The following is a 26,702-nucleotide window of genomic DNA, read 5'->3' as shown; positions in this document are numbered from 1 at the left end:
CTGAGTGGGCATCGATGTCCAAACCGGTTTGGATGCTATTTCAAACCGGTTTGGAACGCAAAAGATATTTATTTGACGGTAATAACTACCCAATGGAAATAATTACCCGGTCGGCGCGTCGCGGTCTTCGGGCGGCCGGGGGGATCGGCGAATGCGAGGAACCACGGTGAAGGTGAATCTGAAGGCGCTATCGGACGCGCTCGGTCTGTCGCGGACGACGGTCAGCCGCGCGTTGAACGGTTACGACGACGTCAGCGAGGCGACGCGCGAGCGCGTGGCGAAGGCCGCGCGGGAAATGGGCTACGTGGCCGATCCGACCGCGCGCCGGCTGGCGACCGGGCGGGCCGACATGGTCGGCATCGTCTATCCGTTCGGCGCCGGCGATCTCGGCGATCCGCGGTTCGGCGAGGTCGTCGCGGGGATCACCGAGCGGCTCGCGGAGCGCAATCTCGACTTCATCATCGCGTCCGCGCGACCGAACGCGGAACTGGACACCTATCGGCGGATCGTCGACGGCAAGCTCGTCGACGGGCTGATCGTCGCGCGCACGCGGGTCGACGATCCGCGCCTCGCGTATCTGCAAGCGAGCGGGTTTCCGTATGTCGCGTACGGCCGCACGCAGGCGGCCGGCCCGTATGCATGGTTCGATTTCGACAACGAGGCGGGCGCGCGCGACGCGGTGCGCCGGCTGATCGGCTTCGGACACCGGCGCATCGCGATGATCAGCGCGCCGCTCGCGCTGAATTTCGCCGCGCAGCGGCGCGCCGGCTTTCTGTCGGCGTTGCGCGAAGCCGGTATCGATGCGGAGCCGGCGCTGCTCGTCGAGTGCCCGTTTACGCACGACGGCGGGCTGCAGGCGGCGCGGGCGCTGCTCGCGCGCGCCGCGCCGCCGACCGCGCTGCTGGTCGACAACAACATCGCGGGCGCCGGCGCGTTTCGCGCGCTGGTCGACAGCGGGCTGCGCCTGGGGGCGGACCTGTCGCTGATCGTCTACGACGGCGTGCCGCCCGATATCGCGCATCCGTATCGCGTCACGGCGGTCGTGCAGCCGACCGGGCATGCATCGGGGCGCGCGCTGGCGGAACTGATGCTTCGGCTGCTGGACGACGGCGTGTGCGATAGCCGGCTCGAAGCGCCCGTCATCGAGGCGGGCGACACGGACGGTCCGTTGCTCGGTTAGCCGGTACACCGGTGGCGCGGCGACGGCGGGCGTGGCCGAACCGCGCCCCCGTCGAAAAGGCCATGACGACGACAGGGGCGAATACGCGTGCTTATAGACGACCGGTCTAATCCAGCGATATCATCCGTCCTGATGAATGCGGCGACGTCTTGCGGCAGGCTCATGCAGCGGGACGCCGTCGTTTTATTTCGGCTGCTTCTAGACGACTGGTCTAATAGGCGTGTATCGCATACGGATGAATGAATCGCACGTTGCCGCGCGCCGGCTGACTAACCGACAGGCGTGCCGCGCCGACGTGCGGCTGCGTTCCCCCGTTCATTTTCGAAGGAGTGTCCGATCATGAAGATTCTGGTTGTCCTGACCTCGCACGACACGCTCGGCGACACCGGCAAGAAAACCGGCTTCTGGCTCGAGGAACTGGCCGCGCCGTACTACGCGTTCAAGGATGCGGGCGTCGAGCTGACGCTCGCGTCGCCCAAGGGCGGCCAGCCGCCGCTCGACCCGAAGAGCAGCGACCCGACGGCGCAGACCGACGCGACGCGCCGCTTCGACGCCGATCCGGCAGCCAAGGCCGAACTCGCGTCGACGCGCAAGCTCGCCGATGTGTCGGTGGACGACTACGACGCCGTGTTCTACCCGGGCGGTCATGGCCCGCTGTGGGATCTTGCCGAGGATCTGCACTCGATCGGCCTGATCGAGCGTGCGCTCGCGGCCGGCAAGCCGGTCGCGGCCGTTTGCCACGCGCCGGGCGTGCTGCGCCACGTGAAGCACCCGCAGACCGGCGAGTCGGTCGTGCGCGGCAAGCGTGCGACGGGCTTCACCAACAGCGAGGAAGCCGCCGTCGGGCTGACCGAAGTCGTGCCGTTTCTCGTCGAGGACATGCTGAAGACCAACGGCGCGGAATTCGAGCGCAGCGCCGACTGGGCGCCGCACGTCGTCACCGACGGGTTGCTGATCACCGGGCAGAACCCCGCGTCGTCGGCGCCCGCGGCCGAGGCGCTGCTCGCGAAGCTCGGTCATCGCTAAAGCGCGGCGCCGGCCGGGCCGGCGCCGTTTCCTTGCCGTCGCCGGGCTCAGCCGGCCCGCCGACGGCCCGAATCGTTGCGTCGTGCGCACCGCGCGGCGCATTCCCAGCCGTTTTGCAGAACCAAGCAAAGGAGTCGTGGATGTCTGCCCTGTTCGAACCGTTCAAACTCAAGGATGTCACGCTGCGCAACCGCATCGCGGTGCCGCCGATGTGCCAGTACGTCGCCGAAGACGGCGTCGTCAACGACTGGCATCACGTGCATCTGGCCGGCATCGCGCGCGGCGGCGCGGGCCTCGTGATCGCGGAGGCGACGGCCGTGTCGCCGGAAGGACGCATCACGCCGGGCTGCGCGGGGTTGTGGAACGACGCGCAGGCCGAGGCGTTCGCGCCGTCGGTCGCGGCGATCAAGGCGGCCGGCGCGGTGCCCGGCATCCAGATCGCGCACGCGGGCCGCAAGGCGAGCGCGAACCGCCCGTGGGAAGGCGACGACCATATCGCCGACGGCGATCCGCGCGGCTGGCAGACCATCGCGCCGTCGGCCGTGCCGTTCGGCGCGCACCTGCCGAAGGTGCCGCGCGAAATGACGCACGACGACATCGCGCGCGTGCAGGCCGACTTCGTCGCCGCGGCGCGGCGTGCGCGCGACCTCGGCTTCGAATGGCTGGAACTGCACTTCGCGCACGGCTATCTCGGCCAGAGCTTCTTCTCGGTGCATTCGAACCGGCGCACCGACGAATACGGCGGGTCGGCCGAGAACCGCGGCCGCTTCCTCGTCGACACGCTCGCGGCCGTTCGCAAGGTCTGGCCGGAGCATCTGCCGCTGACCGCGCGCCTGGGCGTGATCGAATACGACGGCCGCGACGAAGAGACGCTCGCCGAGTCGATCGCGCTCACGCAGCGGATGAAGCGGGAGGGGCTCGACATGCTGAGCGTGTCGGTCGGCTTCTCGACGCCCGACGCGCAGATTCCGTGGGGCCCGGCGTTCCTCGCGCCGATCGCCGAGCGCGTGCGCCGCGAGGCCGGCTTGCCGGTGTCGTCCGCGTGGGGGATCGATACGCCGCAGCTGGCGAATCGCGTGGTGGCGCAAGCGCAGCTCGATCTCGTGATGGTCGGCCGCGCGCACCTGGCCGACCCGCACTGGCCGTATTACGCGGCCAAGCAGCTCGGCGTCGAGCGTCCGTCGTGGACGCTGCCCGCGCCGTACGCGCACTGGCTCGAGCGCTACCGGGTCGCCGACAAGGTGGCCTGAGCGAGGCGCGACGACGCAACGCCGCGGCGGTCCGCGCAGCGCGCGTGCCGCCGATCCGGCGCCGATGGATAGAATGGCGGTTCGCCCAGGTCCGTTGCCTGGGCGAACCGCCATTTTTTCATTTCGCCAGAGGTGCCATGGGCGCACATGTCCCGTCGTCTCACGATTCCGCCGCGCGGCCGCGCGCCCAGCAAATCGCCCGCGTCGCGCTGTATGCGGCGTTGCTGGTGCTCGCGCTGTGGGTGATCCGCGACTTCATTCCCGCCATCGCGTGGGCCTGCGTGATCGCCATCGCGATGTGGCCGCTGCTGAAATGCTTCGAATCGCACCGGCTGTTCCGCAGCCGGCCGACGCTGATCGCAACCGTCATCACGGCGGCGATTTCGTTGCTCGTCGTGCTGCCGGTGGCCGTCGCGACGACCCAGGCGATCGCGCAGGCGCACGACCTGCGCGAATGGCTGCGCGCGATCCAGGACAACGGCATTCCGTTGCCGGACTTCGTCAGCCGCCTGCCGTACGGCGCGGCGCAGATCACCGAATGGTGGCAGGCCAATCTCGGCCATCCGTTGCATGCGGCCACCGCGATGCACGGTGTCAACGGCGAGAAATTCATCGCGTTCGGCCGGCAATTCGGTACGAAGCTCGCGCACGTGCTGCTCGAATTCGGTTTCATGCTCGTCACGCTGTTCGTGATCCTGCGCGCCGGGCACAAGCTGTCGGGCGCGTTGCTGCAGGGCGCGCGACGCGCGTTCGGGCGCAACGGCGCGGAACTGATCGAGCGCATGGTCGCGGCCGTGTACGGCACGGTCACGGGGCTCGTCGTCGTCGGGCTCGGCGAGGGCGCGCTGCTCGGCGTCGCGTATGCACTGGCGGGCGTGCCGCACGCGGCGCTGCTCGGGCTCGTCACGGCGGTCGCCGCGATGCTGCCGTTCTGCGCGCCGGTCGTGTTCTGCGGCGCGGCGCTCTGGCTGTTCGTGCAGGGGGCGACCATGTGGGCCGTCGTGGTCGCCGCGCTCGGGTTCATCGTCGTGTTCGTCGCCGAGCATTTCGTGCGGCCGGTGCTGATCGGCAGTTCGGCGCGGCTGCCGTTCCTGCTCGTGTTGTTCGGCATCCTCGGCGGCGCCGAGACGTTCGGGCTGATCGGGCTGTTCGTCGGGCCCGCGCTGATGACGGTGCTCACGATGCTGTGGGCCGAATGGATCGCTTGACTGCGCACGCCGTTGCACTGATTCGATGCAGCGGCGCAACAGTGCGCCAGCGCCTGCACATGGGTGCGGCTGCAACGGTCGCTGACGATTCTGTGGGCGCGGATGCCCGCAAGCGCAGGGATTCGGATAGAGATCTCTACATTTCTTTTCGATCCGGACCCAAAGGTCGAGTAGCATGGGGCTTTCGATCACACCGCCATGGCGCAGCAGATTCCTCGAGCATGCGATTGATTCCGATGGTCCGTCCCGCGGCGACGCTGTCCCTGGCCGCCAGCTGCCTGATGTTGCACGGCTGTGCGTGGTTCGACTCGTGGCTGCCGTTCTCGTACTCGCGCACGCCGCTCGCACGGGCCGCGTCGAAGCACGGCGCGACGCGCGCCGACGTCGTTCGCGCCGCCGGCAACCCGCGCAGCGTCTGGATGGTCCGCAACGGCAGCGGCGTCTGCTACAACTACTTCATCGAGCACGGCAACGATCATCGCGCGTTCTTCGTCGTGTTCGACAACGCCGGCGTCGTCACGCAACACGGCTTCGATACCTGCATGGACGCCGATCGCAAGGGCGCGCTTCAGGCGGGCAAGAGCGCGTCGCGATAGTGCGGCGGCCACGCGCGGCACGAGCGCGTCACGCCGCCGTCACGCGATCGTGTCGACCACGCCGCCATCGACGCGCAACGCCGCGCCGGTCGTGGCCGACGCCTGCGGCGAGCACACGTATACGACCAGGTTCGCGACTTCCTCCGTCGTCGCCGGCCGCTGGATGATCGAACTCGCGCGCTCGCTGCGCACGAACTCCACCGCGATGTCGTCGATGCTGCGGCCCGTTTCGTCGGCCTGCGCCTTCAGCATCTCGCGTACGCCTTCCGACATCGTCGGCCCGGGCAGCACCGAATTGACGGTCACGCGGGTGCCGGCCGCGAGCTTGGCGAGACCGCGCGCGATCGACAACTGCGCGGTTTTCGTGAACCCGTAATGAATCATGTCGACGGGGATGTTCAGGCCCGATTCCGACGAAATGAACACGACGCGTCCGGCGTTGCGCTCGATCATCCCTTTGAGGTAATGCCGCGCGAGCCGCACGCCGGACATCACGTTCATCTGGAAATAATGTTCCCATTCGGCATCGTCGATGTCGAAGAACGGCTTCAGGCCGTAGATGCCCGCGTTGTTGACGAGAATGTCGGCATGGGGCGTGTGCTGCGTGACGCGCGCGACACCGGCCGCATCGGACAGGTCGGCGGCGACGCCGTCGACGCTTGCACCGGGCACGGTCTTGCGCAGTGTCTCGAGCGCGGATTGCACCGACGTGTCGCTGCGGCCGTTGACGACGACGTGCGCACCGGCGCGCGCGAGCCCTTTGGCGATCGCGAACCCGATGCCGGCGGTGGAGGCGGTGACGACCGCGGTCTTGCCTTTCAGATCGATCTGCATGAGCGTGGAGGGGAAAAGTGAACGGGAACCGCCGCGCGTGTCGCGGCGGACGGAATTCAAAGCTTAGGTAAATTCCGCTCGATCGGCCATCTCGCGAGCGTGTCGGCGGCGTGGGCGCAAGAACCGGTCCTTTCGATTTCAGCGCCCGAGCAGGCGGAAACCTCCGTAAGCGGGTGCGGGGTGGCCGATGTTCCGGCGTCGGCGCGGCATTCTCGGCGCATTGCGTCGAAGCGTCGTGCCGAACGGCGAAGCCGGGCGATCCGGTTGCACGGCGCCGCGCAGTCTTGTACGGTGAGCGTTCGCCGTCCAGACCGGGAGCCCGCCGCGTGAGCCGTACCGCCAACCGATCCGTCGTACCGTCGCCGTTCTGGCGCGATACCGCGCTGCCGTTCATCGAGGCGCGCACCGTCGACGACGGGCGCGCGATCTGCTACGCGAAGCACACGCACGACACGTTTTCGGTGGGCGCGATCGTCGGCGGCACGAGCACGTACGTGAACGGTGCGACGAACGCCCACGTCGGGCACGGCGTGCTGGTGATCATCGATCCGGAGCAGGTGCACGCCTGCAACCCGTACGGCCCCGAAGCGTGGGCGTACCGGATGGTCTATGTCGACGTGCCGTGGCTCGCGCGGCTGCAACATTCGCTGGGCCGCGATCCGAACCGCGATTTTCACGGGTTTTCGCCGAAATTGACCGAGCGCGGCGACCTGTTCGCGCAATTTGGCGGCTTCTATCGCACGCTCGTGTCGCCCGGCATCGATGCGCTCGGCAAGGAGAGCGCGGCGGTCGGATTCTTCACGGCGCTGCACGGCGCGCTCGATCGCGAGGTGCCCGACACGCGGCCGGGGGACGACAACGCGAAGCTCGCGCGCGCGGCCGACTACATCGCCGCCCATTGCCGCGAGGCCGTCACGCTCGATGCGATCTGCGCGGCGGCCGACCTGTCGCCGTCGTACCTGATTCGCGCATTCAATGCGCGTTACGGGATGACGCCGCATGCGTTCCTGATCGATCGGCGCGTGCAGTACGGCCGCACCGAGTTGCGCCGCGGCCGGCCGATCGCCGAAGTCGCGCTCGACGCCGGCTTTGCGGACCAGGCGCATTTCCAGCGCGCGTTCCGGCGGATCGCGGCCGCGACGCCCGGGCAATACCGCAGCGCGATGCGCTGACCGGCGAAGCCGCTAGACGTCGAGCAGCAACAGTGCGCTGCCCGCGAGCAGCAGCGCCATCAGCCGGTTGAACACGCGCATGCGCCGTGCGTTCGCGAGCCGGTGCCGCAGCGACGCGCCCGCATAGCCCCAGCATGCGATCGACGCGAAGCAGATCACCAGATACAGCGCGGCGAACTGCCAGACTTGCGCGCGATCGCCGTCGGCCGCATACGCGCCCATCGCGGCCACGCACGCGAGCCACGCCTTCGGATTGAGCCACTGCATCGCCGCGCCGGACGCCGCCGACGGCCCGGCCACGTCCGGCTCGGCCGACAGCCGGCCGTCGTCGAGCGCGAGCCGCAGCGCCATATACAGCAGGAACGCGATCCCCGACCACTGCGTGGCCGTCGTCAACACGGGCCAGCGCGCGAGCGCCGCGTGCAGGCCGAGGCCGATCAGCAGGAACAGCGCGACGAAGCCGAGCGTCGCGCCGGCTGCGTAGCGCAGGCTCGCGCCGAGGCCGTGGCGGGCGCCCGCGCTGAGCGCGACGATGTTGACGGGACCGGGGGTGATCGACGAGGCGAGCGCGAACGCGGCCATCGAAACCAGCATGCTCATCGGGTGTCTCCATGCGAAATGTCGAAAATCGCATCGAGACTACGGGCGCCGCGTCGGCCCGTATTGAAGAAAACTGCCCTCGGCGGCGCGTGGCCGCCGTCAGTGCAACGCGCGCGGCGCGTGCGCCGGACGAGCGCCGCGCGGATCGGGCGGATTCTCCGAATCGGCCGGACGCAGCGGCCCGCCCGACCACGGTTGCGTCGACACCGAGAAGCCGAACGTGTTGACGCCGCCCGAGCACGCGACGAACACGCCGCCGCCGTGCATCTCGGCCACGGCCTTGACGATCGACAGCCCGAGCCCGTGGTTTTCCTTGCTGTTCGCGCGCGCTTCCTCGAGCCGGTAGAAGCGCTCGAACACGTGCGAGCGCTGCACGGGGTCGATCGGCTCGCCGGGGTTCGACACGGCCATCTCGACGAGCGTGTCGCGGCGCGCGATCGTCACGTTCAGCGTCGCGCCCGGCGGCGAATGCTGGATCGCGTTGATCAGCAGGTTCGTCATCGCGCGGCGGAACAGCGACGGATCGACGGCCGCGCGCGCATCGCCGTGCAGCTCGGCGCGCAACTGCGCCTCGTCGAGCGGGATTTCGAGAAAGTCGAGCATGCGCCGCACCTCGTCGGCGAGCGACACGTCCTTCAGGTCGGTCGCGCGTTCGCCGCGGTCGCTGCGCGACAGGAACAGCATGTCGTTGATGATCACGCGCAGCCGCTCGAATTCCTCGAGGTTCGACTGCAGCGTCTGGCGCATCCGGTCGACCGAGCGGTCGCGGCTCGTGAGCGCGACCTGGGTCTGGCCGATCAGGATGCTGATCGGCGTGCGCAGCTCGTGCGCGACGTCCGCGTTGAACGCTTCGAGCCGCGCGTAGGTTTGCTGGATGCGTTCGAGCGCGCCGTTGAACGACGTGGCGAGATCGCGCAGCTCGCTCGGCAGCGCGTCGGTGTGCAGCCGCTGGCGACGGTTCGTCGCGCTCACGCTCGCCGCGTCCTGCGACAGCCGCTCGAGCGGCGCGAGCCCGAAGCGCGCGACCGCGCGGCTCAGCAGCAGCGTGATGACGGTGGCCGTCGCGATCAGCCCGGCCAGCGTCCAGCCGAAGCGGCGCAGCATCCGCTGCGTGCGCTCGCACGACGACGCGACGATCAGCTTCACGTCCGGGCGCTCGCCGCTGCCCGCGACCGCGATGGTCTTCGTCATCACGTTGTAGCTGCTGCGGTTGAGCGCGTACTGCTGGAACGCGCCGAACGGTTCGCCGACGGGTACGCCGTCGACTGGACGGCCGAAGCGGAAATCGGCGTCGGGGCTGTCGACCTGATAGCGCGTCGAGCCGTCGGGCGGTTCGAGGTCGGCGAGTTTTTCCTGCATCAGGCGGCCGCGCGCGGCCGTCGTCGTGTGCGACACGATCATCTGCGCGACCTTCGCGCGCGTGTCGATCGTCGCGCGCAGCTCGGCGAGCAACTGGCGCTCCATCATCACGAACAACCCGCAGCCGACCAGCGTGAACACGAGCAGCGACACGATGCCGAACATCGCCGACAGGCGCAGGGTGATCGAGCGTTTCAAGCGTGCTTCTCCACGTCGCCGTCCTCGCGCGCCTCGAGCACGTAGCCCATCCCGCGGATCGTATGCAGCAGCTTCTCCGGGAACGGGCCGTCGAGCTTCGCGCGCAGGCGCTTGATCGCCGTCTCGACGACGTTCGCGTTGCTGTCGAAGTTCACGTCCCACACGAGTTCGGCGATCGTCGTCTTCGACAGCACCTCGCCGGTGCGCCGCGCGAGCACGCCGAGCAGCTGGAATTCCTGCGCGGTCAGGTCGAGCCGCGCGCCGTCGCGGGTCGCGCGGCGGCCGATCAGGTCGACGCGCAGGTCGCCGATCGAGATCAGCGTCGATTCCTGCACGCGGGCGCGGCGCGTCAGCGCACGCAGCCGTTCGATCAGTTCGAGGAACGAGAAGGGTTTGGTCAGGTAGTCGTCGGCGCCGCCGCGCAAGCCGCGCACGCGGTCGTCGACACGGTCGCGCGCGGTCAGCATGATCACGGGCGTCTGCTTCTGCGCGCGCAGCGCACGCAGCACGCCGAAGCCGTCGAGCTTCGGCAGCATCACGTCGAGCACGACCACGTCGTAGTCGAATTCGACGGCTTTCCATGCGCCGTCCTCGCCGTCGAGCGCGGTGTCGACGACCCAGCCTTCCTCGGTCAGGCCGCTTTTCAGGTATTCGACGACTTTCGGTTCGTCTTCGACGATCAGGACTTTCATAGGCGTATGTGTGTAACCGGTTAGGGGCCGATGTTCGCGGCGGGCCGCGGGCCGGCCGCCGCGACGTCGGTCGACGCGGCGCCGCCGTCCCAGCCGCCGCCGAGCGCCTTCGCGAGAAACACCACGAGCGCCGCGCGCTGACCCTGGATCTGCACGGCCTGGCGCTCGCTCGTCAGCAACTGCTGCTGGGCCGTCAGCACGTCGATGAACGGCGTCAGGCCGCCCGCGTAGCGGTCCTGCGCGAGCGAGACGAGCTTGCGCGCGTCGTCGACGGCCGCCGACGCCTGCCGGGCCGCCTGCGCCAGCACCGCCAGGCCGGTCACCGCATTTTGCACCTCCTGGAACGCGGTGAGCACGGTCTGCCGGTAGCTCGCCTGCGCGGCGACGTAGCCGGCCTGCGCGAAATCGACGCCGGCCTTCAGCCTGCCGCCTTCGAACAGCGGCTGGCTGAGCGAGCCGCCGACCGACCACAGCAGCGCCGGCACCGTAAACAGGCCCGCGAAGCGCGTCGCGTCCCAGCCGATGTCCGGCGACAGCGTGATGCGCGGGAAATACGCGGCGCGCGCGACGCCGATCTGCGCGTTCGCGGCGGCCATCGCGCGCTCGGCCGACGCGACGTCGGGGCGCCGCTGCAGCAGGTCGCTCGGCATGCCGGTCGGCAGCGCGGGCGCGTTGATCGGCACCACGCGCGGCGGCAGCGAGAATTCGGGGGCCGGCGTGCCGACCAGCGTCGCGATCGCGGTTTCGACCTGCGCGCGCTGCTGGATCAGCAGTTGCGCCTGCGTGCGCGTCGCGTCGAGCTGCGCGCGTTGCTGCAACAGGTCGAGGCCCGACACCGCGCCGAGGTCGTGGCGCGCGCTCACGTAGTCGAGCGCCTTCTGCTGCAGCTCGATCGAGCGCTTGACGACGTCGATCTCGGTGTCGAGTTCGCGCAGCGCGAAATAGCTCGACGCGAGATCGGCGCTCAGCACGAGGCGCGCGTTCGCGAAATCGTCGCGCGCCTGCTCGGAGCTCGCCTGCGCGGCTTCGACGTTGCGTCGCACGCGGCCGAACAGGTCGAGTTCGTAGCTGACCGCCGCGCCGACCTGGATCTCGTTCTGCACGGTCGACATGCTCTTCGTCGCGTAGTTGGTCTGCGGCCGGTCGCCGGAGATCTTGAAGCGCTGGCCGCTCGCGTTCAGCCCGACGGCCGGATACTGCGCGGACGCGACCGATGCGAGCGTCGCCTTCGCCTGGTCGTAGCGGGCGGCCACCGCCTTCAGGTTCTGGTTGTTGCGCAACGCATCGGCTTCCAGCGCGTCGAGCTGCGCGTCGCCGAACGCGGTCCACCAGGCCGGATCGAGCGGCGCGCGGGCCGGCTCGGCCGGGTGCCAGTCCCCGTCGGCCGGGTCGAGCCGCCATGCGGCCGGTGTATCGACGGCCGGGCGCCGGTAGTCCGGGCCGACCGTGCAGGCGGCGACGGCGGCGGCCGCGATGAGGGTGGCGGCGAGCGCCACGGGCCGTGCGCGGGCGCGCATCGCGATCACGACTTCGCTCCCGCGGCGGCAGAGGCCGGCTGCGCGGCCGGCGCCTGCACGACGACCCGGTCGCCGGTCGCGAGCGCATCGCTCGGGTTCGCGACGAGGCGGTCGTTCGGCGTGATCGGGCCGTCGACTTCGAGCGTCTGGCCGATCGTGCGCACGACCGTCACCTGTTTCAGCCGGACCTGGCCGCTCGCGTCGACGGCTGCGACCGTCGGGCCCTCGGCGCGGAACAGCAGCGTATTGGCCGGCACCTGCAGGCGGCCGACCGGCGTCATCGGCAGCGTCGCCTGCACGTATGCGCCGGGCAGCAGCCGTCCGTCCGGGTTCGGCAGCGTGATCTCGATCTGCAGCGAGCGCGTCGCGACGTCGATCGCCTGCGCCGTGCGCGTGATCGTCCCGTCGAACGTCCGCCCCGGCAGCTCGGCCTGCGCGACGCTCACGTGCTGGCCGACCTTCACCTGCTGCGCATACGCCTGCGGCACCTGCACGTACAGGCGCAGCCGGTCGGCTTGCACGACCGTGAACAGCGCACGGCCCGCGTTGCCGGAATTGACGAGATCGCCGACGTCGACGTTGCGCTGCGTGACGATCCCGTCGATCGGCGCGACGATCCGCTGGAACCCCTTCAGCTCGGTGAGACGGCGCACGTTCGCATCGGCCGCCGCGAGGTTCGCGGTGCCCTGGCTGAACGCGCCTTGCCGGTCGTCGAGTTCCTGCTGCGCGACGGCATCGCGCTGGCGCAACTGCTGCGCGCGGTCGAACGACGTCTTCGCGAGCGCGAGCGCCGCTTGCGCCTGCTGGCGTTGCGCGGTGGCCTGCGCCAGCTCCTGGTTCAGCTCCGGCGTGTCGAGTTCGGCGAGCGTTTGCCCCTGCTTCACGTGCGTGCCGATGTCGGCCTGCCAGCGCAGCACGTAGCCGCTGGCGCGCGCATAGATCGGCGCCTCGACGAAGCCGCGCAGCGTGCCGGGCAGCGTCAGCTTGCCGCCGGTGGCCGCGTCGACCGGATGCACGACGCTCACGTACTGGCGCGTGTTCTGCTCGGCGACCGCGTCGAGCCGGTTGCGGTTCAGCCCGTTGACGATCAGCGTGCGCGCGGCGCCGGCGGCCAGCAGCACGCCGATCGCGATCACGACGATCCGTCCGCGTCGCGACACCGACGCGCGCGTCGGCAGGTGCATGCCGTGTTCGTCCACCTGGATGCCGACGGCGCTGTGATGTTTCTCTTCCATGAATTCAACCAATTCAACCGGGTAGTGGGGCGAAAGTCAGTGTCCGGCCTGGCGCGCGCGCCGGCGGGCCAGCCGTGAATGCACGCCGCCGAACACGAGCGGCACGAACAGCAGCGTCGAGACGGTCGCGAACAGCAGCCCGCCGATCACCGCGCGGCCGAGCGGCGCATTCTGCTCGGCGCCTTCGCCGAGACCGAGCGCCATCGGCACCATCCCGATGATCATCGCGAGCGCCGTCATCAGCACCGGCCGGATCCGCGTCGCGCCCGCCTCCAGCGCGGCCGTGAGCGGCGGCGCGCCGGCCGCGAGGCGTTGCCGCGCGAACGACACGACCAGAATGCTGTTCGCGGTCGCGACGCCGACCGTCATGATCGCGCCCGTCAGCGCGGGCACGCTCAGGTGCGTGCCGGTGATGAACAGCATCCACGCGATGCCCGCGAGAGCGGCCGGCATCGCGCTGATGATGATCAGCGGGTCGAGCCACGACTGGAAGTTGACGACGATCAGCAGGTAGACGAGCACGATCGCCATCGCGACACCCGCGCCGAGGCCGAGATACGACGTGCGCATCGTCTCGATCTGGCCGCGCATCGAGAGGTCGGTGCCGCGCGGCAGCGTCGCGCGTGCGTCCGACACGATGCGGTCGATCTCGCCCGCGACCGCGCCGAGATCGCGGCCCTCGACGCTCACGTACACGTCGATCGCCGGGCGGATGTTGTAGTGCGTGATCACGGCCGGGTTCACGGTGCTGCGCACCTGCACCAGGTTGCCGAGCAATTGCAGCGGCGTGCCGGTGCGGCCGCTGGCGGAGATCGGCGTGCCGAGCAGGTCGTCGACCGACGAGAGGTTGTATTGCGGGGTCTGGATCTGCAGCGGGTACTGGACGCCGGTGCGCGGGTTGATCCAGAACGACGGCGTCGTCTGCGAGCTCCCCGACAGCGAGATCAGCATGTTCTGCGCGACGTTCTGCGCGGAGAGATTGAGCTGCTGCATGCGCGTACGGTCCATGTCGGCCAGCAGGGTCGGTTCGTCATTGCGTTGCAGCACGTGCACGTCGACGGCGCCGGGAATTTGCCTGATCTTTTTCATCAGGCTGCTCGCAATGGCCATGTTACTCGCGAGATCGTTGCCGAGCACCTGCACGTCGATCGCGGCCGGCTGGCCGAAGTTGAGGATCTGCGTGATGATGTCCGACGGCTGGAAGAAGAACTCGACGCCCGGGAAGCGCTGCGGCAGCACCGTGCGCAGCGTCTCGACGTAGTGCCCGGTTGCGCGGTGGCCGGGCTTCAGCGCGATCAGCAGCTCGCCGTCGAGCGTGCCGATCGTGCCGGCGTTGCTGTACGACAGGTTGATGCCGCTCACCGGCAGGCCGAGGTTGTCGACGATCGCGCCGAGCTCGTCGGGCGGCACGGTTGCGCGGATCACGCGCTCGACCTGGTCGGCGAGGCGCGCGGTTTCCTCGATCCGGTAGCCGGTCGGCGCACGCACGTGCAGCCGGAGGTTGCCGGAATCGGCGTTCGGGAAGAAGTCGCGGCCGAGCACGAACACGAGGCCCGTCGACAGCACGCAGAAGCCGAGGAAGCACAGCGCGTAGAAGCGGCGGCGCACGAGCAGGATGCTGAGCAGCACGATGTACCACGCGCGCAGCCGTTCGAACGCGTGGTTGAATGCGTGATGGAGGCGCGCGAAGCGCGACGTCGCATGATCGGGGCCGGTGCCCGCCTGCTGCGGGCGGAACAGCAGCATCGCGAGCGTCGGCACCAGCGTGCGCGACAGCACGTACGACGCGAGCATCGCGAACACCACGGCTTCCGCGAGCGGCACGAACAGGAAGCGCGCGACGCCGGTGAGGAAGAACATCGGCACGAACACGATGCAGATGCACAGCGTCGACACGAGCGCCGGCACGGCGATCTCGCCCGCGCCCTCGAGGATCGCATCGTGCAGGTTGGTCCCCAGATGCAGGTGCCGCTCGATGTTCTCGATCGTGACGGTCGCGTCGTCGACGAGAATGCCGACCGCGAGCGCGAGCCCGCCGAGCGTCATGATGTTGATGGTCTCGCCGAGCGCCGACAGCGCGATCAGCGACGTGAAGATCGACAGCGGAATCGAGATCGCGATGATCAGCGTGCTGCGCCAGTTGCCGAGAAACAGCAGGATCATCATCGCGGTCAGCACGGCGGCGATCAGCGCCTCGTGGATCACGCCCTGGACGGCCGCGTTGACGAACACCGACTGGTCGAACAGCGGCGTGATCGTGAGCCCTTCCGGCAACGTCGGAATCACCTTCGGCAGCAGCGTCTTCAGGTCGGACACGACCTTGAGCGTCGACGCGTCGCCGCTTTTCAGGATCGAGATCAGCACGCCGCGCTGGCCGTTCTGGCGCACGACGTTGGTCTGCGGCGCGAAGCCGTCGCGTACCGCCGCCACTTCGCGCAGGTAGGTCGTCGCGCCGTTGATCGTCTGCACGGGCAGGTTGCTGATGTCGGCGACCGTATCGGCCGACGCGTTCGTGTCGATCCGGTATTCGGTCTGGCCCATCTTCGCGGTGCCGGTCGGCAGCACGAGGTCCTGCGCGTTGACCGCGTTGACGATGTCGGCCGGTGTGAGGCCCTTCGCTTGCAGCGCCTGCGGGTCGAGGTCGATCGCCACCACGCGCGTGCGCCCGCCGTACGGAAACGGAATCTGCACGCCCGGCACCGTGATCAGCTGCGGGCGCAGGAAGTTGAGCGCGATGTCGGCGAGCGACTGCTCGCTGAGCGTCTGGCTCGACAGCCCGAGCTGGATCACCGGAATGCTCGACGCGGAATAGGTGATCACGAGCGGCGGCGTCGCGCCCTGCGGCATCTGCCGCACGATCGCCTGCGCGGACGACACCGTCTGCGCGATTGCCGTCTGCACGTTCGCGCCCGGTTGCAGGAACACTTTCACGACCGCGATGCCGGGCAGCGACGTCGATTCGACGTGCTGGATGTTGTTGACGGTCGTCGTCAGGATCCGTTCATGCACGGACGTGATGCGGTTCGTCATCTCCGTCGCGGAGAAGCCGGTGTAATTCCAGATCACGCTGATCACGGGGATGTTGATCGCGGGCAGCACGTCGACCGGTGTGCGCATCAGCGCCAGCGGGGTGGCCAGCACGATCATGATGGCCATGACGATGAACGTGTAGGGGCGCCTGAGCGCGAGATTGACGATCCACATGGAGGCGGCGGGACAGGCGGTGATCGGGCGTCGGTGAAGGGAACCCGCATGATAGGCGTCGGCCCGCAACGGGTTACTGTCGCGAAACTGGCGGAATTGTCAGGTTGGGGCGCGCGGGCCGGCGGCCGATTCGGCAGACGAAACGCACCGTCGCGATGGCGACGGTTTCGCGCATCGGGCGGCGCTCACAGCTGCTCCATGCCGAAGCGGGCGAGCGCGTCGAGATCGACGACGTCGATCTGGTTGTACGCGAGCCGCAACGCGCCGAGCTTCTCCAGTTGCTGCAGCGCCTGGTTGATCCGCTGGCGCGACACGCCGACGAGCATCCCCAGTTCCTCCTGCGAGATCGACAGCGACGGGCCGGTATCCGGGTACAGCGCCGGGTTGAAGAGCTGCGCGAGCGCCTGCGCGACGCGCGCGTCGACGTCGAGCAGCCGGCTGTTCTGGATCGACGCGATGAATTCGCCCATCCGGTTGTTCAGCTGATGGATCACGAAGCGCGTGAACGGCAGGCTCGTGTCGAGCAGCGCATGGAACGTGTCGACCGGCACGAACAGCACGGTCGAGCGCTGGATCGCGACGACCTCGTACTTGCGCCGCTCGCGCTTGATCACGCTGCCTTCGCCGAACCAGCCGCCCGACGGCACGCCCGAGAACGTGCAGCCGCGCCCCGACACGTTGAAGATCGCGAGCTTCAGCAGCCCCTGATGGACGCCGATCCAGTGTTCGGACGGCGCGAGCCGGTGCGCGACCACGTCGCCGGCCTCGCACCGCGCGACGTGCGACTGGGCCAGCACGAGCGCCTGATGCTCAGGCGCCAGCGTGCGGAACCATGCGCACCGGCCGAACAGCGTCGCGAGCGGCGGCAGCGGGCCCGGTTCGGCAAGCGTGTCGGCCGGGCGGACGGCCGCGTCGAGGTGATCGTGCATGGGTGCGGGTTTGCGAGGATAGGGATAACGCGCAGCGCTCGAGCGGCACTCTGTCGTTTCGATGACAGACGGCTCACAATAGCGCCCGTTAGGCTGTCGGCAATTGAACCACATCAAAACGATCCGGGGTGCGTGCGCTCCGGTCGACAGAACACGGGAGACAGGATCATGACGCAGATGTTCGAGGCCGGGCTCGGCCGCCGCGATGCCAACTACGTAGCGCTCACGCCGATCGATTTCCTGGTCCGTACGGCCGAGGTCTATGGCGAGCGTCTCGCGATCGTGCACGGCGACGTGCGGCGCACGTGGGGCGAGACCTGCACGCGCGCGAAACAGCTGGCGAGCGCGCTCGCGCAGGCCGGCGTCGGGCGCGGCGACACGGTCGCGGCGCTGCTGCCGAACATTCCGGCGATGGTCGAGGCGCACTTCGGCGTGCCGATGGCCGGCGCCGTGCTGAACACGATCAACACGCGGCTCGACGCGTCGTCGGTACTGTTCATGCTGCGTCACGGCGAGGCGAAGGTGCTGATCGTCGATACCGAATACGCGGAGGTCGCGCAGCGCGCGGCGCTGGAGCTGCCGGGCCTGAAGATCGTCAGCGTGGCCGACGCGATGCCGGCCGACCCGGACCGTTTCGCGGGCGCGACCGACTACGAGGCGTTCGTGGCCGGCGGCGACCCGGACTACGCATGGACACCGCCCGCCGACGAATGGGAGGCGATCGCGCTGAACTACACGTCGGGCACGACCGGCGACCCGAAGGGCGTCGTCTATCACCATCGCGGCGCGTATCTCGCGGCGATCAGCAACATCCTCGAATGGGACATGCCGAAGCACGCGGTGTATCTGTGGACGCTGCCGATGTTCCACTGCAACGGCTGGTGCTTCCCGTGGGCCGTCGCGGCACGCGCGGGCGTGAACGTGTGCCTGCGCAAGTTCGACGCGAAGACCGTGTTCGACCTGATCCGCCGCGAGCGCGTCACGCACTACTGCGGCGCGCCGATCGTGCAGAGCGCGATCGCGAACGCGCCGGCCGAGTTCCGCGCGGGAATCGACCACACGGTGCACGCGATGGTCGCGGGCGCGGCGCCCGCGCCGGCCGTGATCGCGAAGATGAAGGAGATCGGTTTCGACCTGCTGCACGTGTACGGGCTGACCGAGGTCTACGGCCCGGCAACTGTCTGCGCGCAGCAGTCGCATTGGGACGCCGTGTCCGACGAGGAGCGCGCGCGGCTGAATGCACGCCAGGGCGTGCGCTACCACCTCGAAGCAGGCGCGACGGTGCTCGATCCCGACACGATGACGCCGGTGCCGGCCGACGGCGAGACGCTCGGCGAGATCATGTTCCGCGGCAACATCTGCATGAAGGGCTACCTGAAGAACCCGAAGGCGACCGACGAGGCGTTCCACGGCGGCTGGTTCCATACCGGCGATCTCGCGGTGCTGATGCCGGACGGCTATATCCGGATCAAGGATCGCAAGAAGGACATCATCATCTCGGGCGGCGAGAACATCTCGAGCATCGAAGTCGAGGACGCGCTGTACCGGCATCCGGCGGTGGCCGTGGCGGCCGTCGTCGCGATGCCCGACCCGAAGTGGGGCGAGGTGCCGTGCGCGTTCGTCGAGCTGCGCGAGGGCGCGAGCGCGACCGAGGCGGAGATCGTCGCGCATTGCCGGCAACTGCTCGCGGGCTTCAAGGTGCCGAAGGCTGTGCGCTTCGGCGAGCTGCCCAAGACGTCGACCGGCAAGATCCAGAAGTTCCAGTTGCGCAACGCCGTCGGCTCGGACAAGGCGATCGACCTGGCGGGCGACAAGAAGTAGGCGGCGCGCCCGGTGGTGTTTCCTCATCCGGCCCGCGTCACGCGTCGCGTGCGAGCCGGAACACGCTGACCGCGTCCGACAGTTGCGCGGCCTGGTCGCGCAGCGCGACGGCCGCGCGTTCGGCATCGGAGATCAGCATCGCATTCTGCTGCGTCGCGTCGCCGATCTGCGTGACCGCGAGATTCACCTGTTCGATGCCGGTCGATTGTTCGCGCGACGCGGCGCTGATCTCGCCGATCAGCGTGCGGACCTGGTCGACCCGCGCGACGATGTCGCGCATCGTGCCGCGCGCGGCGTCCGCGATCCGGTAACCCTGTTCGACGGTCGTCGACGATTCGGCGCTCAGCGCATCGATCTCCTTGACCGCGGCCGCGCTGCGTTGCGCCAGCGCGCGCACCTCGGCCGCGACCACCGCGAAGCCCTTGCCGTGTTCGCCCGCGCGGGCGGCCTCGACGGCCGCGTTCAGCGCGAGGATGTTGGTCTGGAACGCGATGCCTTCGATCGCGCCGGTGATCTCGGCGATCCGGCGCGTCGCACGGCCGATGTCGTCCATCGTCGCGACCACGCGCTGCACCGCGGCGTCGCCGTTCGTCGCGGCGGCCGACGCGTCGGCGACCAGCGCGTTGGCTTGCGCCGCGTGCTCGGCGCTCTGCTGCACGGCGGCGGTGATCTGTTCCATGCTGGCGGCCGTCTGTTCGACGCTGCTCGCCTGCGTCGCGATGCGCGCGGCGATGTCGCCGCTGCCGGCCGCGATGCCGACCGTGCCGTGCGCGATGTCGGCCGCGCTGTTGCGCACCTGCGCGACGATCCGCGCGAGGCCGTCGCCGATTCCGTCGACCGCCTGCACGAGCCGGCCGATCTCGTCGTTGCCCGCGCTGCCGTGCGCATTCGCGCCGTCGCGGATACGCACGCTGAGATCGCCCGCCGCATAGCGCTCGGAGGCGCGGGCGGCCGCCTCCAGCGGCCGGCTCACGACACGTCGCACGACGATCACGAACAGCGTCGCGAACGCCGCGACGAGCACCGCGCCGATCATCAGGAAGCGGTTGCGGGTGGCGCGCATGGTGGCGAGCAATTCGTCGTCGAGTGCGATGCCGCCGACGAGCCATTGCCACTGCGGAATCGTCGTGAAGGACACGAATTTCGCGGTCGGCGCGCCGTCGTGCGCGGCCGGGTCGGTCGACGTGTACGCGAGCCGCCCCTGGCCGGCCGCGAGCATCTGCGCATAGGGCGCGCGCGTGTCGTCGGCCCGTTGGCCGGCCGCATCGGGATGCACGACGAAGGTGCCGCGCGACGGGCCCTGCGACGCATCGAGCACGAAGTAGTAGCCGTTGTCGCCGATCTTCAGCGCGCGGATGCCGTCTTCGACGAGCTTGAGCTCGGCGCCGATGTCGAGGCCGACGAACAGCGCGCCGATCACGCGGCCGCTCGCATCGGTCACCGGCTTGTACTGCGTGATGTACGGCCGGCCGAACAGCTTCGCGAGGCCCGTGTAGCTGCGCCCGGCGACGAGCGGCGCGTAAGCGGGGCCGGCGCGGTCGAGCCGGGTGCCGACGGCGCGCGCGCCGTCCTGCTTCTTCAGCGACGTGGTGATGCGCACGAAATCGTCGCCGTCGCGCGCGAAGATCGTCGCGATCGCACCGCTTTTCTTCAGGAACTGGTCGGGAATCGAGTAATCGAGGTCGAGCGGCTGGCCGCCCGCGAGAAGCGTCGGCGCGGCCACGCCGCCGATATCGACGGTGCGGGCCGGGTCGAGCGTGAAATCGGCCGGCAGGAAACTCGCGAACAGCGACATCGAGCGGTTGGCTTCGGCGGTCAGCGCCTTGTCGAACAGATCGACCATCGCGCGGATCGACTGCTCCTTTTCGTCGATTCGCAGGTGCGCCTCGTCGGCGAGCTGCTGGCCGGCGAAATGGGCGAGCGTCCACGCGAACACGGTAAACAGCACGGCGACGAGCGCGCACGCCAGCGCGGCCAGACGCGCGCCGACGCTCACCCGGCCCAATTGGGTCAATCTCATGAAACATCCTGAGTGGCGAGGGAGAGGGGGGCGGAACGCACGCGTCACCGCTAGTCGTCCACTTAATACGGCAACTTCGGCGAAATCTTTAGCGGGACGGCGTCGTGGCAGGCCGGCAGGCGCGCGAAGGGCACGCGGACGTCAGTGCGTGACGAGCCACGCGACGGCCAGATAGCGGCCGACTTTCGCGATCGTCACGATGACGAGAAAGGTCGGCAGCGGCTCGCGCAGCACGCCGGCGATCATCGTCAGCGGATCGCCGATCACCGGTGCCCAGCTGAGCAGCAGCGACCAGCGGCCGTAGCGTGCGTACCAGCGCTCGGCGCGTGCGAGCGCGGACGGTTTGACCGGAAACCAGCGGCGCTCGCGAAAGTGCTCGATGCCGCGGCCGAGCGCCCAGTTGATCGTCGAGCCGGCGACATTGCCGACGCTCGCGACCAGCACCAGCGCCCACACGGGTTCGCGCCCGGCGAGCAGCAGGCCGGCGAGCACGGCTTCGGACTGGAGCGGAAACAGGTCGCGGCGACCATCGACACGGCGAACAGGCCGCCGTAAGTGAACAATTCGGACATCGCGCGATTGTACGGGCGGCGTCGCCGCCGGTGCGCGGGTGTTGCGGTCGCGCGGAAAGGAAAGCGTCGACGCCCTCAGTTCCAGCCGACCATCATCGCGCCCATCCCGACGAGCAGCCCGCCCGTCACGCGGTTCATCGCACGCATCCGCGCCGGCCGCTGCAACGCGCGGCTCAGCCGGTGCGAGAACAGCGCCATCGACGCGACGCCGCCCGCGAACAGCAACGCGAACGTCGCGGCGAGCAGCAGGTATTGAAGGTTCAGGCTCCAATCGGCAGTCGGGTTGATGAACTGCGGAAAGAACGACGGAAAGAACAGCAGCGTCTTGGGATTCAGCCCGGAAGTCGCGACGCCGCGCCAGAACAGCGCGCGCCCGGTGTCGGTGTCCGGCGCGGCGATCGCTGTTCCAGCGTCGGTATCGGCCGATGTCGATGCCGATGCCGATGCCGATGCCGATGCCGATGCCGATGCCGATGCCGCGGCTGCGCCGGCCGGCGCGCGGCTCAGCCACTGCTTGCCGCCGAGCCAGACGAGATACGCGGCGCCGGCCCAGCGCAGCACGGTCAGCGCGTGTTCATCGAGGTGGACGAGCGAATTGAGGCACAGCGCGGTCAGCGCGAGTTGCAGCAGCACGGCGAGCGTGCCGCCCCAGACGCACGGCAGCGCGCGGCGCCAGCCGGTGCGCAACGCCTGGTTCATCGTGAGCAGGTTGACGGGGCCGGGCGCGTAGATGAGAACGACGGAAGCGGCGAGGAACGACAGATAAAGCTTGAACGACATACGGACGGGCAGGAACGGGGACGCAGGCACCGGCCCCGCACGCGGTCGGATAGGCGTGCGGGCGGCGGGGAATCGCATGCCTGCCGGCCGGCACCGCAACTCGTGATTGCGGTCGTGCGTCCCGTTGCGAGGGGTGGTCGCGGGGAGCGTGCCGGGCAGCGGGCATGGAGAAAATGTATCAAGCGGCCCGGTTAAAAGGCTTCCTGTTTTCCAGCGAAACGGGCCCGAAACCGGAATCCTGTTCAGATAGAATGCCGATTTTAAGTAGAAGATTCTTCTCATCATGGCTACCCGCGAACGCACGCCCAAAACGCTCGACAATCAGGACCGCAAGATCCTCGCTGCCTTGCAGAAAAATGCGCGCCTGTCGAACGCCGAACTGGCTGAACAGATCGGCATGTCGACCACCGCGTGTTGGAACCGCACGCGGCAACTCGAACTCGACGGCTACATCGACGGCTACGTCGCGCTGGTCAACCAGCGCAAGCTCGGCTACGCGGACATCGTGATCCTCGAAGTGACGCTCGATCGCCATGAAGACGACGCGCTGGCGCGCTTCGGCGCCGAACTGGCGGCGCTGCCGGAGGTGCTCGAGGCGTACCTGGTGTCGGGCGAGTACGACTACTGGATCAAGGTCGCGGTGGACGGCACGGCCGGCTACGAGCGCTTTCTGCGTGAGAAGCTGTACAGGATTTCGAGCATCCGCCACAGCCGCTCGATGTTCGCGCTGCGGTGCATGAAGGACGTGCCGTCGATCCAGGTTTGACGGCGGTGCGGCGAGCGGCGGCGCATCGGGTTACGGGCTCGCGGCTGCGGGGCAAGAAGGGCGTAAGGGCACTTTAGCGGCCGCGGTGTACCGCCTGAGCCGGATACGGGCGTAACGGGCCCGCAGGGAGAAACGGATGATTCTTCCGTCGCTGCTTGGCGCGATGAGCGACGAACCCGACGAACCATCGGCGATGTCGCCCGGCGCGGTGGTGCAATGCCCGCGCGGGCAGCCGGACAGCGACGTAATCCGGCAGGACGGCGCTTTGCATCGTGCCAACACATCGGGCACGGCACCGCAACTGCATCACGGCGCCGAGATCGCGTGAGCGCCTTCACTTCCGAACCATTCGGCCCTTTTTATTGATACCCGCCAGCCGCTCCGATGGTGGACGCGACGGCCTTTCGGCGCGCGTCCCGACAGCGGATCAGCCGGATATCGTGCCGCCGGTGGGCGGCCGGTCGAAGCATTTAGCGCGGCAGGCGTGCGTGCGCTTCAGCGATGACTTCGCAGTTCTCGAGGTGCAGAGCCCATGCTTCCGCGAGCAACTCGCCAATGCGTGCGAGCCAGCCAGCGGATTGGGTGGAACGATCGGAGACATTAGACGTTTGCATGACGAAGCCCCATATAAGTGGTGAGTTAGGGATAACCCTAATCATAGAGAAACGTCACCGCTTTGTGAAATGCGTTTTCGTTATATGAGAATTCCTGACACTTTCTGTTGCCGTCGCGCAACAGGCGTCGTGGCGGCCTCGCGGAATGTACGGGCGTGGCGGGGCCCGGGCGGAAGCGGGCCCGTTGCATTGGCGAGCGGTAAAGGGAAAGGGAAGTGAAGCCGCGGAGCGGGCGCGGCAGCGCGACCGCGCTTACCCGCCGATCCACCCGAAGCGCCACGACAGCCGCCGTGTCGCGGCCCGCAGCGTCTGCGCCAGCATGCTGTCCGACCCGCGCGGGAAGCCGCGCGACGAGCCGATGATCGCGATCACGAGCCGGATGCTGCCGGTGTGATCGAACACGGGGGCGGCAATCGTCCCGATGCCGGGCACCGGCGCGTCGAACGCGAAATCGAGTTCATCCGCGCGGATCGTCGCGAGCCGCGCGCGGAAGGCTGCGTCGTCCGGTGCCGTGTGTGCGCCCGCAAGACGCACGGGCTCGTTGGCGAGGAGGTCGGCCAGTACGTCGTCCGACATGCCGGACGCGAAAATTCGGCCGATCGCCGTATTGACGAGCGACATCACGGTGCCGACCTGCAGGCTCACGTGCTGCGGTCGCGCCGATTCCTCGAGCCGGATCACGGTCGGCCCGAGCGGCCCGAGCGTCGCGGCGGCCACGCTCATGTCGGTCGCGCCGGCGAGCGCGACGATCTCGGCTTCCGCGTCGCGGGTCGGCGACACGCGCTGCATCGCGATCAGGCCGAGCGCCTGCGCGAGCGGGCCGCCGTCGAAGCAGCCGGCGTCGTCGCGGCTCAGCAGGCCGATCTTCTGCAGGCTGACCAGATGCGGAAACGCCTTCGCGGCGGGCATGCCGGCCGCCGCCGCGAGATCGCGCAGCGGCAGCGCGCGGCCCGCCGACACCAGCGCGAGCAGCAGCTCGCCGGTGCTGTCGAGCGCATTGATGCCGCGCTGCGCCTTGGCGTCGTCGGCCAGCGCGGGCGGCACGCGCGCGGCGCCCGGCGCCGGCGCCGGCGCAGGTTCGGCACGCGCCGCGCCGAGCGACGCCGTGGCCTGCCGCGCCGCATCGCGCAAGGCCGCCGCGATCGGGCCGTCCCAGTCGACATCGATCGATCCCGTCGAACCGATCACCGTCAACGCGAGTTGCAGCCGCCCGTGCGCATCGAACACGGGCACGCACATCCCGCTGACGCCCGGGCTCGGCCGGTCGATGCTGCGCTCGATGCCGCGCGCACGGATCGCGTCGAGTGCGGTGCGTTGCGCATCGGCGTCCGGCGCGGCCGGCTCGGCTTCGGCGCCGGCGAGCGTATCGCCCGCGCCGGCCTGGCTCGCCGCCATCGCGTCGAGTTGCGCGGCGTCGCCGAACGCGCGGAACACCCGGCCGGTCGCGGTGGTGTCCAACGACATCACCGAACCGACGTGCAGGTTCACGTGCAACGGATAGCCGCCGTGCTCGATGCGCACGATCGTCGGGCCGAGCACGCCCGGCACCGACAGCGCGACGCTCAGGCCGACCGTTTCCGCAAGCTTCACCGCGTGCGGCAGCGTCGCGCGGTACGCCGGCTGGCGCTCGATCGACATCAGCCCGAGCCGCAGCGACAGCGGCCCCGGCTCGTAGTTGCCGGTGATTGCATCGCGCTTGACGAGCGCGAGCCGCGTCAGGCTCACGAGATAGGTATGCGCCTGCGCGGTGGACAGATCGGCCGCCGCGGCCAGCTCCGACAGCCCGAGCGGCTTGCGCCGGCGTGCGAGCGCGTCGAGCAGGCGGCCGCCGACCTCGACACTCTGGATGCCGCGCTGCGCCTTGGGCGGCGCATCGTCCGCGCTGACTTCATGGTTCTGCACGCGATGATTCTTCCGTTGACGAAACCCCGCATGGTATCCGACGCCATTTCTCGCGCCAGTCCGCAGGTTTACCCGTATTAGACAATAGCAAGCTGATTTGCCATTGACAAATATTCGGGGCAGGCAGATGATCCGCTCATTCCCCTCAACACATGGCTCGCCGCCACGGAACGCACAATGGCCAAAGCATTCGCCTCCCAAGCCGATCTGGAAGAGAAGAAAGTCACCTGGACGCAGCTGTCCGAGAACGCGTACGCGTACACCGCCGAAGGCGACCCGAACTCGGGCGTGATCATCGGCGACGACAGCGTGCTGATCGTCGACACGACCGCGACGCCCGCGATGGCGCAGGACCTGATCGCGAAGATCCGCAGCGTGACCGACAAGCCGATCAAGCACGTGGTGTTGTCGCACTACCACGCGGTGCGCGTGCTCGGCGCGTCCGCGTATTTCGCCGAAGGCGCGCAGCACGTGATCGCGAGCCGCGGCACGTACGAGATGATCGTCGAGCGCGGCGAGGCCGACATGAAGTCGGAGATCGAACGCTTCCCGCGCCTGTTCGCCGGCGTCGAGACGGTGCCGGGACTGACCTGGCCGACGCTCGTGTTCGAGCGCGAGATCACGCTGTTTCTCGGCAAGCTCGAAGTGAAGATCATGCACGTCGGCTCGGGCCACACGAAGGGCGACACGATCGTCTGGCTGCCGTCGCAGAAGGTGCTGTTCTCGGGCGACCTCGTCGAATACGACGCCGCGTGCTACTGCGGCGACGCGCAGCTCGAACAGTGGCCGGCCACGCTCGAGGCGCTGCGCGCGCTCGGCGCGGAGAAGCTCGTACCGGGCCGCGGCCCCGCGCTGCTGAATCCGGCCGAAGTGAACAAGGGCCTCGACTACACGAAGGATTTCGTCACGACGCTGCTCGCGCAGGGCCGCAAGGCCGTCGAGCGCAATCTCGACCTGAAGGCGGCGATGGCGCTCACGCGCGAGGCGATGGACCCGAAGTTCGGCCACGTGTTCATCTACGAGCACTGCTTGCCGTTCGACGTGTCGCGCGCATTCGACGAGGCGAGCGGCATCGCGCATCCGCGCATCTGGACCGCGCAGCGCGACAAGGAAATGTGGGCCGCGCTGCAGGAGTGAGCGGTGCCCGGCGGCGGGGCGGCGTTCGCATGATCGTCTCGCCGTTTTCCTGAAGCTGGCGGCAGCCGCGGCGGTATCGCGCCGCGCTGC

General features: G+C 68.9%; 21 protein-coding genes and 1 pseudogene. 10 read left to right on the top strand and 12 right to left on the bottom strand.

The annotated features are described in order from the left end of the window. Positions 1-151: 151 nt before the first annotated feature. The 5 genes from HWX62_RS11880 to HWX62_RS11860 all read left to right on the top strand — a co-directional run bounded on the left by HWX62_RS11880 (position 152) and on the right by HWX62_RS11860 (position 5,260). Complete coding sequence (locus HWX62_RS11880) at positions 152-1,180, top strand: substrate-binding domain-containing protein (protein ID WP_175928386.1); 1,029 nt, start codon at positions 152-154, stop codon at positions 1,178-1,180. A gap of 339 nt (positions 1,181-1,519) precedes the next feature. Then, positions 1,520-2,206, top strand: coding sequence for a type 1 glutamine amidotransferase domain-containing protein (locus HWX62_RS11875; protein ID WP_175928387.1), 687 nt, complete (start codon positions 1,520-1,522; stop codon positions 2,204-2,206). 140 nt (positions 2,207-2,346) lie between these two features. Next, positions 2,347-3,456, top strand: a complete 1,110-nt coding sequence (locus HWX62_RS11870) for an NADH:flavin oxidoreductase/NADH oxidase (protein WP_175928388.1) — start codon at positions 2,347-2,349, stop codon at positions 3,454-3,456. A gap of 137 nt (positions 3,457-3,593) precedes the next feature. Beyond that, entirely contained in the window at positions 3,594-4,664 is a 1,071-nt protein-coding gene (locus HWX62_RS11865) for an AI-2E family transporter (RefSeq protein ID WP_175928389.1), read from the top strand. 221 nt (positions 4,665-4,885) lie between these two features. Further along, positions 4,886-5,260, top strand: coding sequence for a hypothetical protein (locus tag HWX62_RS11860; protein ID WP_175928390.1), 375 nt, complete (start codon positions 4,886-4,888; stop codon positions 5,258-5,260). 39 nt (positions 5,261-5,299) lie between these two features. On the opposite strand, the gene HWX62_RS11855 is transcribed toward HWX62_RS11860, so the two are convergent. Next, on the bottom strand, positions 5,300-6,094 hold the full coding sequence (locus HWX62_RS11855; protein WP_175928391.1) for an SDR family NAD(P)-dependent oxidoreductase: 795 nt from the start codon (positions 6,092-6,094) through the stop codon (positions 5,300-5,302). Positions 6,095-6,420: 326 nt separating this feature from the next. Here HWX62_RS11855 and HWX62_RS11850 point away from each other — a divergent pair, with 326 nt between their 5' ends. Next, positions 6,421-7,266, top strand: a complete 846-nt coding sequence (locus tag HWX62_RS11850; protein WP_175928392.1) for an AraC family transcriptional regulator — start codon at positions 6,421-6,423, stop codon at positions 7,264-7,266. A 12-nt stretch (positions 7,267-7,278) separates the two neighbouring features. Here the strand turns inward: HWX62_RS11850 and HWX62_RS11845 are convergent, their stop codons facing one another. From HWX62_RS11845 to HWX62_RS11815, 7 genes are all read right to left on the bottom strand, one after another. Then, on the bottom strand, positions 7,279-7,866 hold the full coding sequence (locus HWX62_RS11845; RefSeq protein ID WP_175928393.1) for a LysE family translocator: 588 nt from the start codon (positions 7,864-7,866) through the stop codon (positions 7,279-7,281). Positions 7,867-7,965: 99 nt separating this feature from the next. Further along, positions 7,966-9,423, bottom strand: coding sequence for a heavy metal sensor histidine kinase (locus HWX62_RS11840; RefSeq protein WP_175928394.1), 1,458 nt, complete (start codon positions 9,421-9,423; stop codon positions 7,966-7,968). Further along, entirely contained in the window at positions 9,420-10,115 is a 696-nt protein-coding gene (locus HWX62_RS11835) for a heavy metal response regulator transcription factor (RefSeq protein WP_175928395.1), read from the bottom strand. Before HWX62_RS11835 ends, HWX62_RS11840 begins: the two co-directional genes overlap by 4 nt. A gap of 20 nt (positions 10,116-10,135) precedes the next feature. Beyond that, entirely contained in the window at positions 10,136-11,632 is a 1,497-nt protein-coding gene (locus HWX62_RS11830) for an efflux transporter outer membrane subunit (protein ID WP_175928743.1), read from the bottom strand. Between the two features lie 5 nt (positions 11,633-11,637). Then, positions 11,638-12,867, bottom strand: coding sequence for an efflux RND transporter periplasmic adaptor subunit (locus HWX62_RS11825; RefSeq protein WP_175928396.1), 1,230 nt, complete (start codon positions 12,865-12,867; stop codon positions 11,638-11,640). Positions 12,868-12,903: 36 nt separating this feature from the next. Then, complete coding sequence (locus HWX62_RS11820; RefSeq protein ID WP_175928397.1) at positions 12,904-16,071, bottom strand: efflux RND transporter permease subunit; 3,168 nt, start codon at positions 16,069-16,071, stop codon at positions 12,904-12,906. A 185-nt stretch (positions 16,072-16,256) separates the two neighbouring features. Continuing rightward, a complete protein-coding gene (locus tag HWX62_RS11815) occupies positions 16,257-17,000 on the bottom strand; it encodes a Crp/Fnr family transcriptional regulator (protein WP_175928398.1) in 744 nt (247 codons plus the stop codon). Between the two features lie 168 nt (positions 17,001-17,168). Here HWX62_RS11815 and HWX62_RS11810 point away from each other — a divergent pair, with 168 nt between their 5' ends. Beyond that, positions 17,169-18,821, top strand: coding sequence for an acyl-CoA synthetase (locus HWX62_RS11810; protein WP_175928399.1), 1,653 nt, complete (start codon positions 17,169-17,171; stop codon positions 18,819-18,821). A gap of 37 nt (positions 18,822-18,858) precedes the next feature. Here HWX62_RS11810 and HWX62_RS11805 read toward each other — a convergent pair whose 3' ends face one another. From HWX62_RS11805 to HWX62_RS11795, 3 genes and pseudogenes are all read right to left on the bottom strand, one after another. After that, positions 18,859-20,841 (bottom strand): methyl-accepting chemotaxis protein, encoded by a 1,983-nt coding sequence (locus tag HWX62_RS11805; protein ID WP_175928400.1) that lies wholly within the window; start codon positions 20,839-20,841, stop codon positions 18,859-18,861. 141 nt (positions 20,842-20,982) lie between these two features. Further along, a pseudogene (locus HWX62_RS11800) lies at positions 20,983-21,413 on the bottom strand (YqaA family protein). 75 nt (positions 21,414-21,488) lie between these two features. Further along, positions 21,489-22,193: a LysE family translocator gene (locus HWX62_RS11795; protein ID WP_175928401.1), complete on the bottom strand. Its 705-nt coding sequence runs from the start codon at positions 22,191-22,193 to the stop codon at positions 21,489-21,491. A gap of 283 nt (positions 22,194-22,476) precedes the next feature. Between HWX62_RS11795 and HWX62_RS11790 the strand changes: the two genes are divergently transcribed. Then, positions 22,477-22,959 carry an Lrp/AsnC family transcriptional regulator gene (locus tag HWX62_RS11790; protein ID WP_175928402.1) on the top strand — a complete coding sequence of 161 codons (483 nt, stop codon included), beginning with the start codon at positions 22,477-22,479 and terminating at the stop codon, positions 22,957-22,959. A 163-nt stretch (positions 22,960-23,122) separates the two neighbouring features. Then, complete coding sequence (locus tag HWX62_RS11785; protein WP_175985139.1) at positions 23,123-23,287, top strand: hypothetical protein; 165 nt, start codon at positions 23,123-23,125, stop codon at positions 23,285-23,287. 538 nt (positions 23,288-23,825) lie between these two features. Here HWX62_RS11785 and HWX62_RS11780 read toward each other — a convergent pair. Then, complete coding sequence (locus HWX62_RS11780; RefSeq protein ID WP_175928404.1) at positions 23,826-25,475, bottom strand: IclR family transcriptional regulator C-terminal domain-containing protein; 1,650 nt, start codon at positions 25,473-25,475, stop codon at positions 23,826-23,828. A gap of 177 nt (positions 25,476-25,652) precedes the next feature. On the opposite strand from HWX62_RS11780, the gene HWX62_RS11775 reads away from it, so the two are divergent. After that, positions 25,653-26,612 (top strand): MBL fold metallo-hydrolase, encoded by a 960-nt coding sequence (locus HWX62_RS11775; protein WP_175928405.1) that lies wholly within the window; start codon positions 25,653-25,655, stop codon positions 26,610-26,612. The last annotated feature ends 90 nt before the right edge of the window (positions 26,613-26,702 follow it).

Source organism: Burkholderia sp. BCC0506, from assembly GCF_902833145.1.
In the GTDB taxonomy this organism is placed as follows: Bacteria; Pseudomonadota; Gammaproteobacteria; order Burkholderiales; family Burkholderiaceae; genus Burkholderia.
This window is presented reverse-complemented; position numbering and strand designations above follow the sequence as displayed.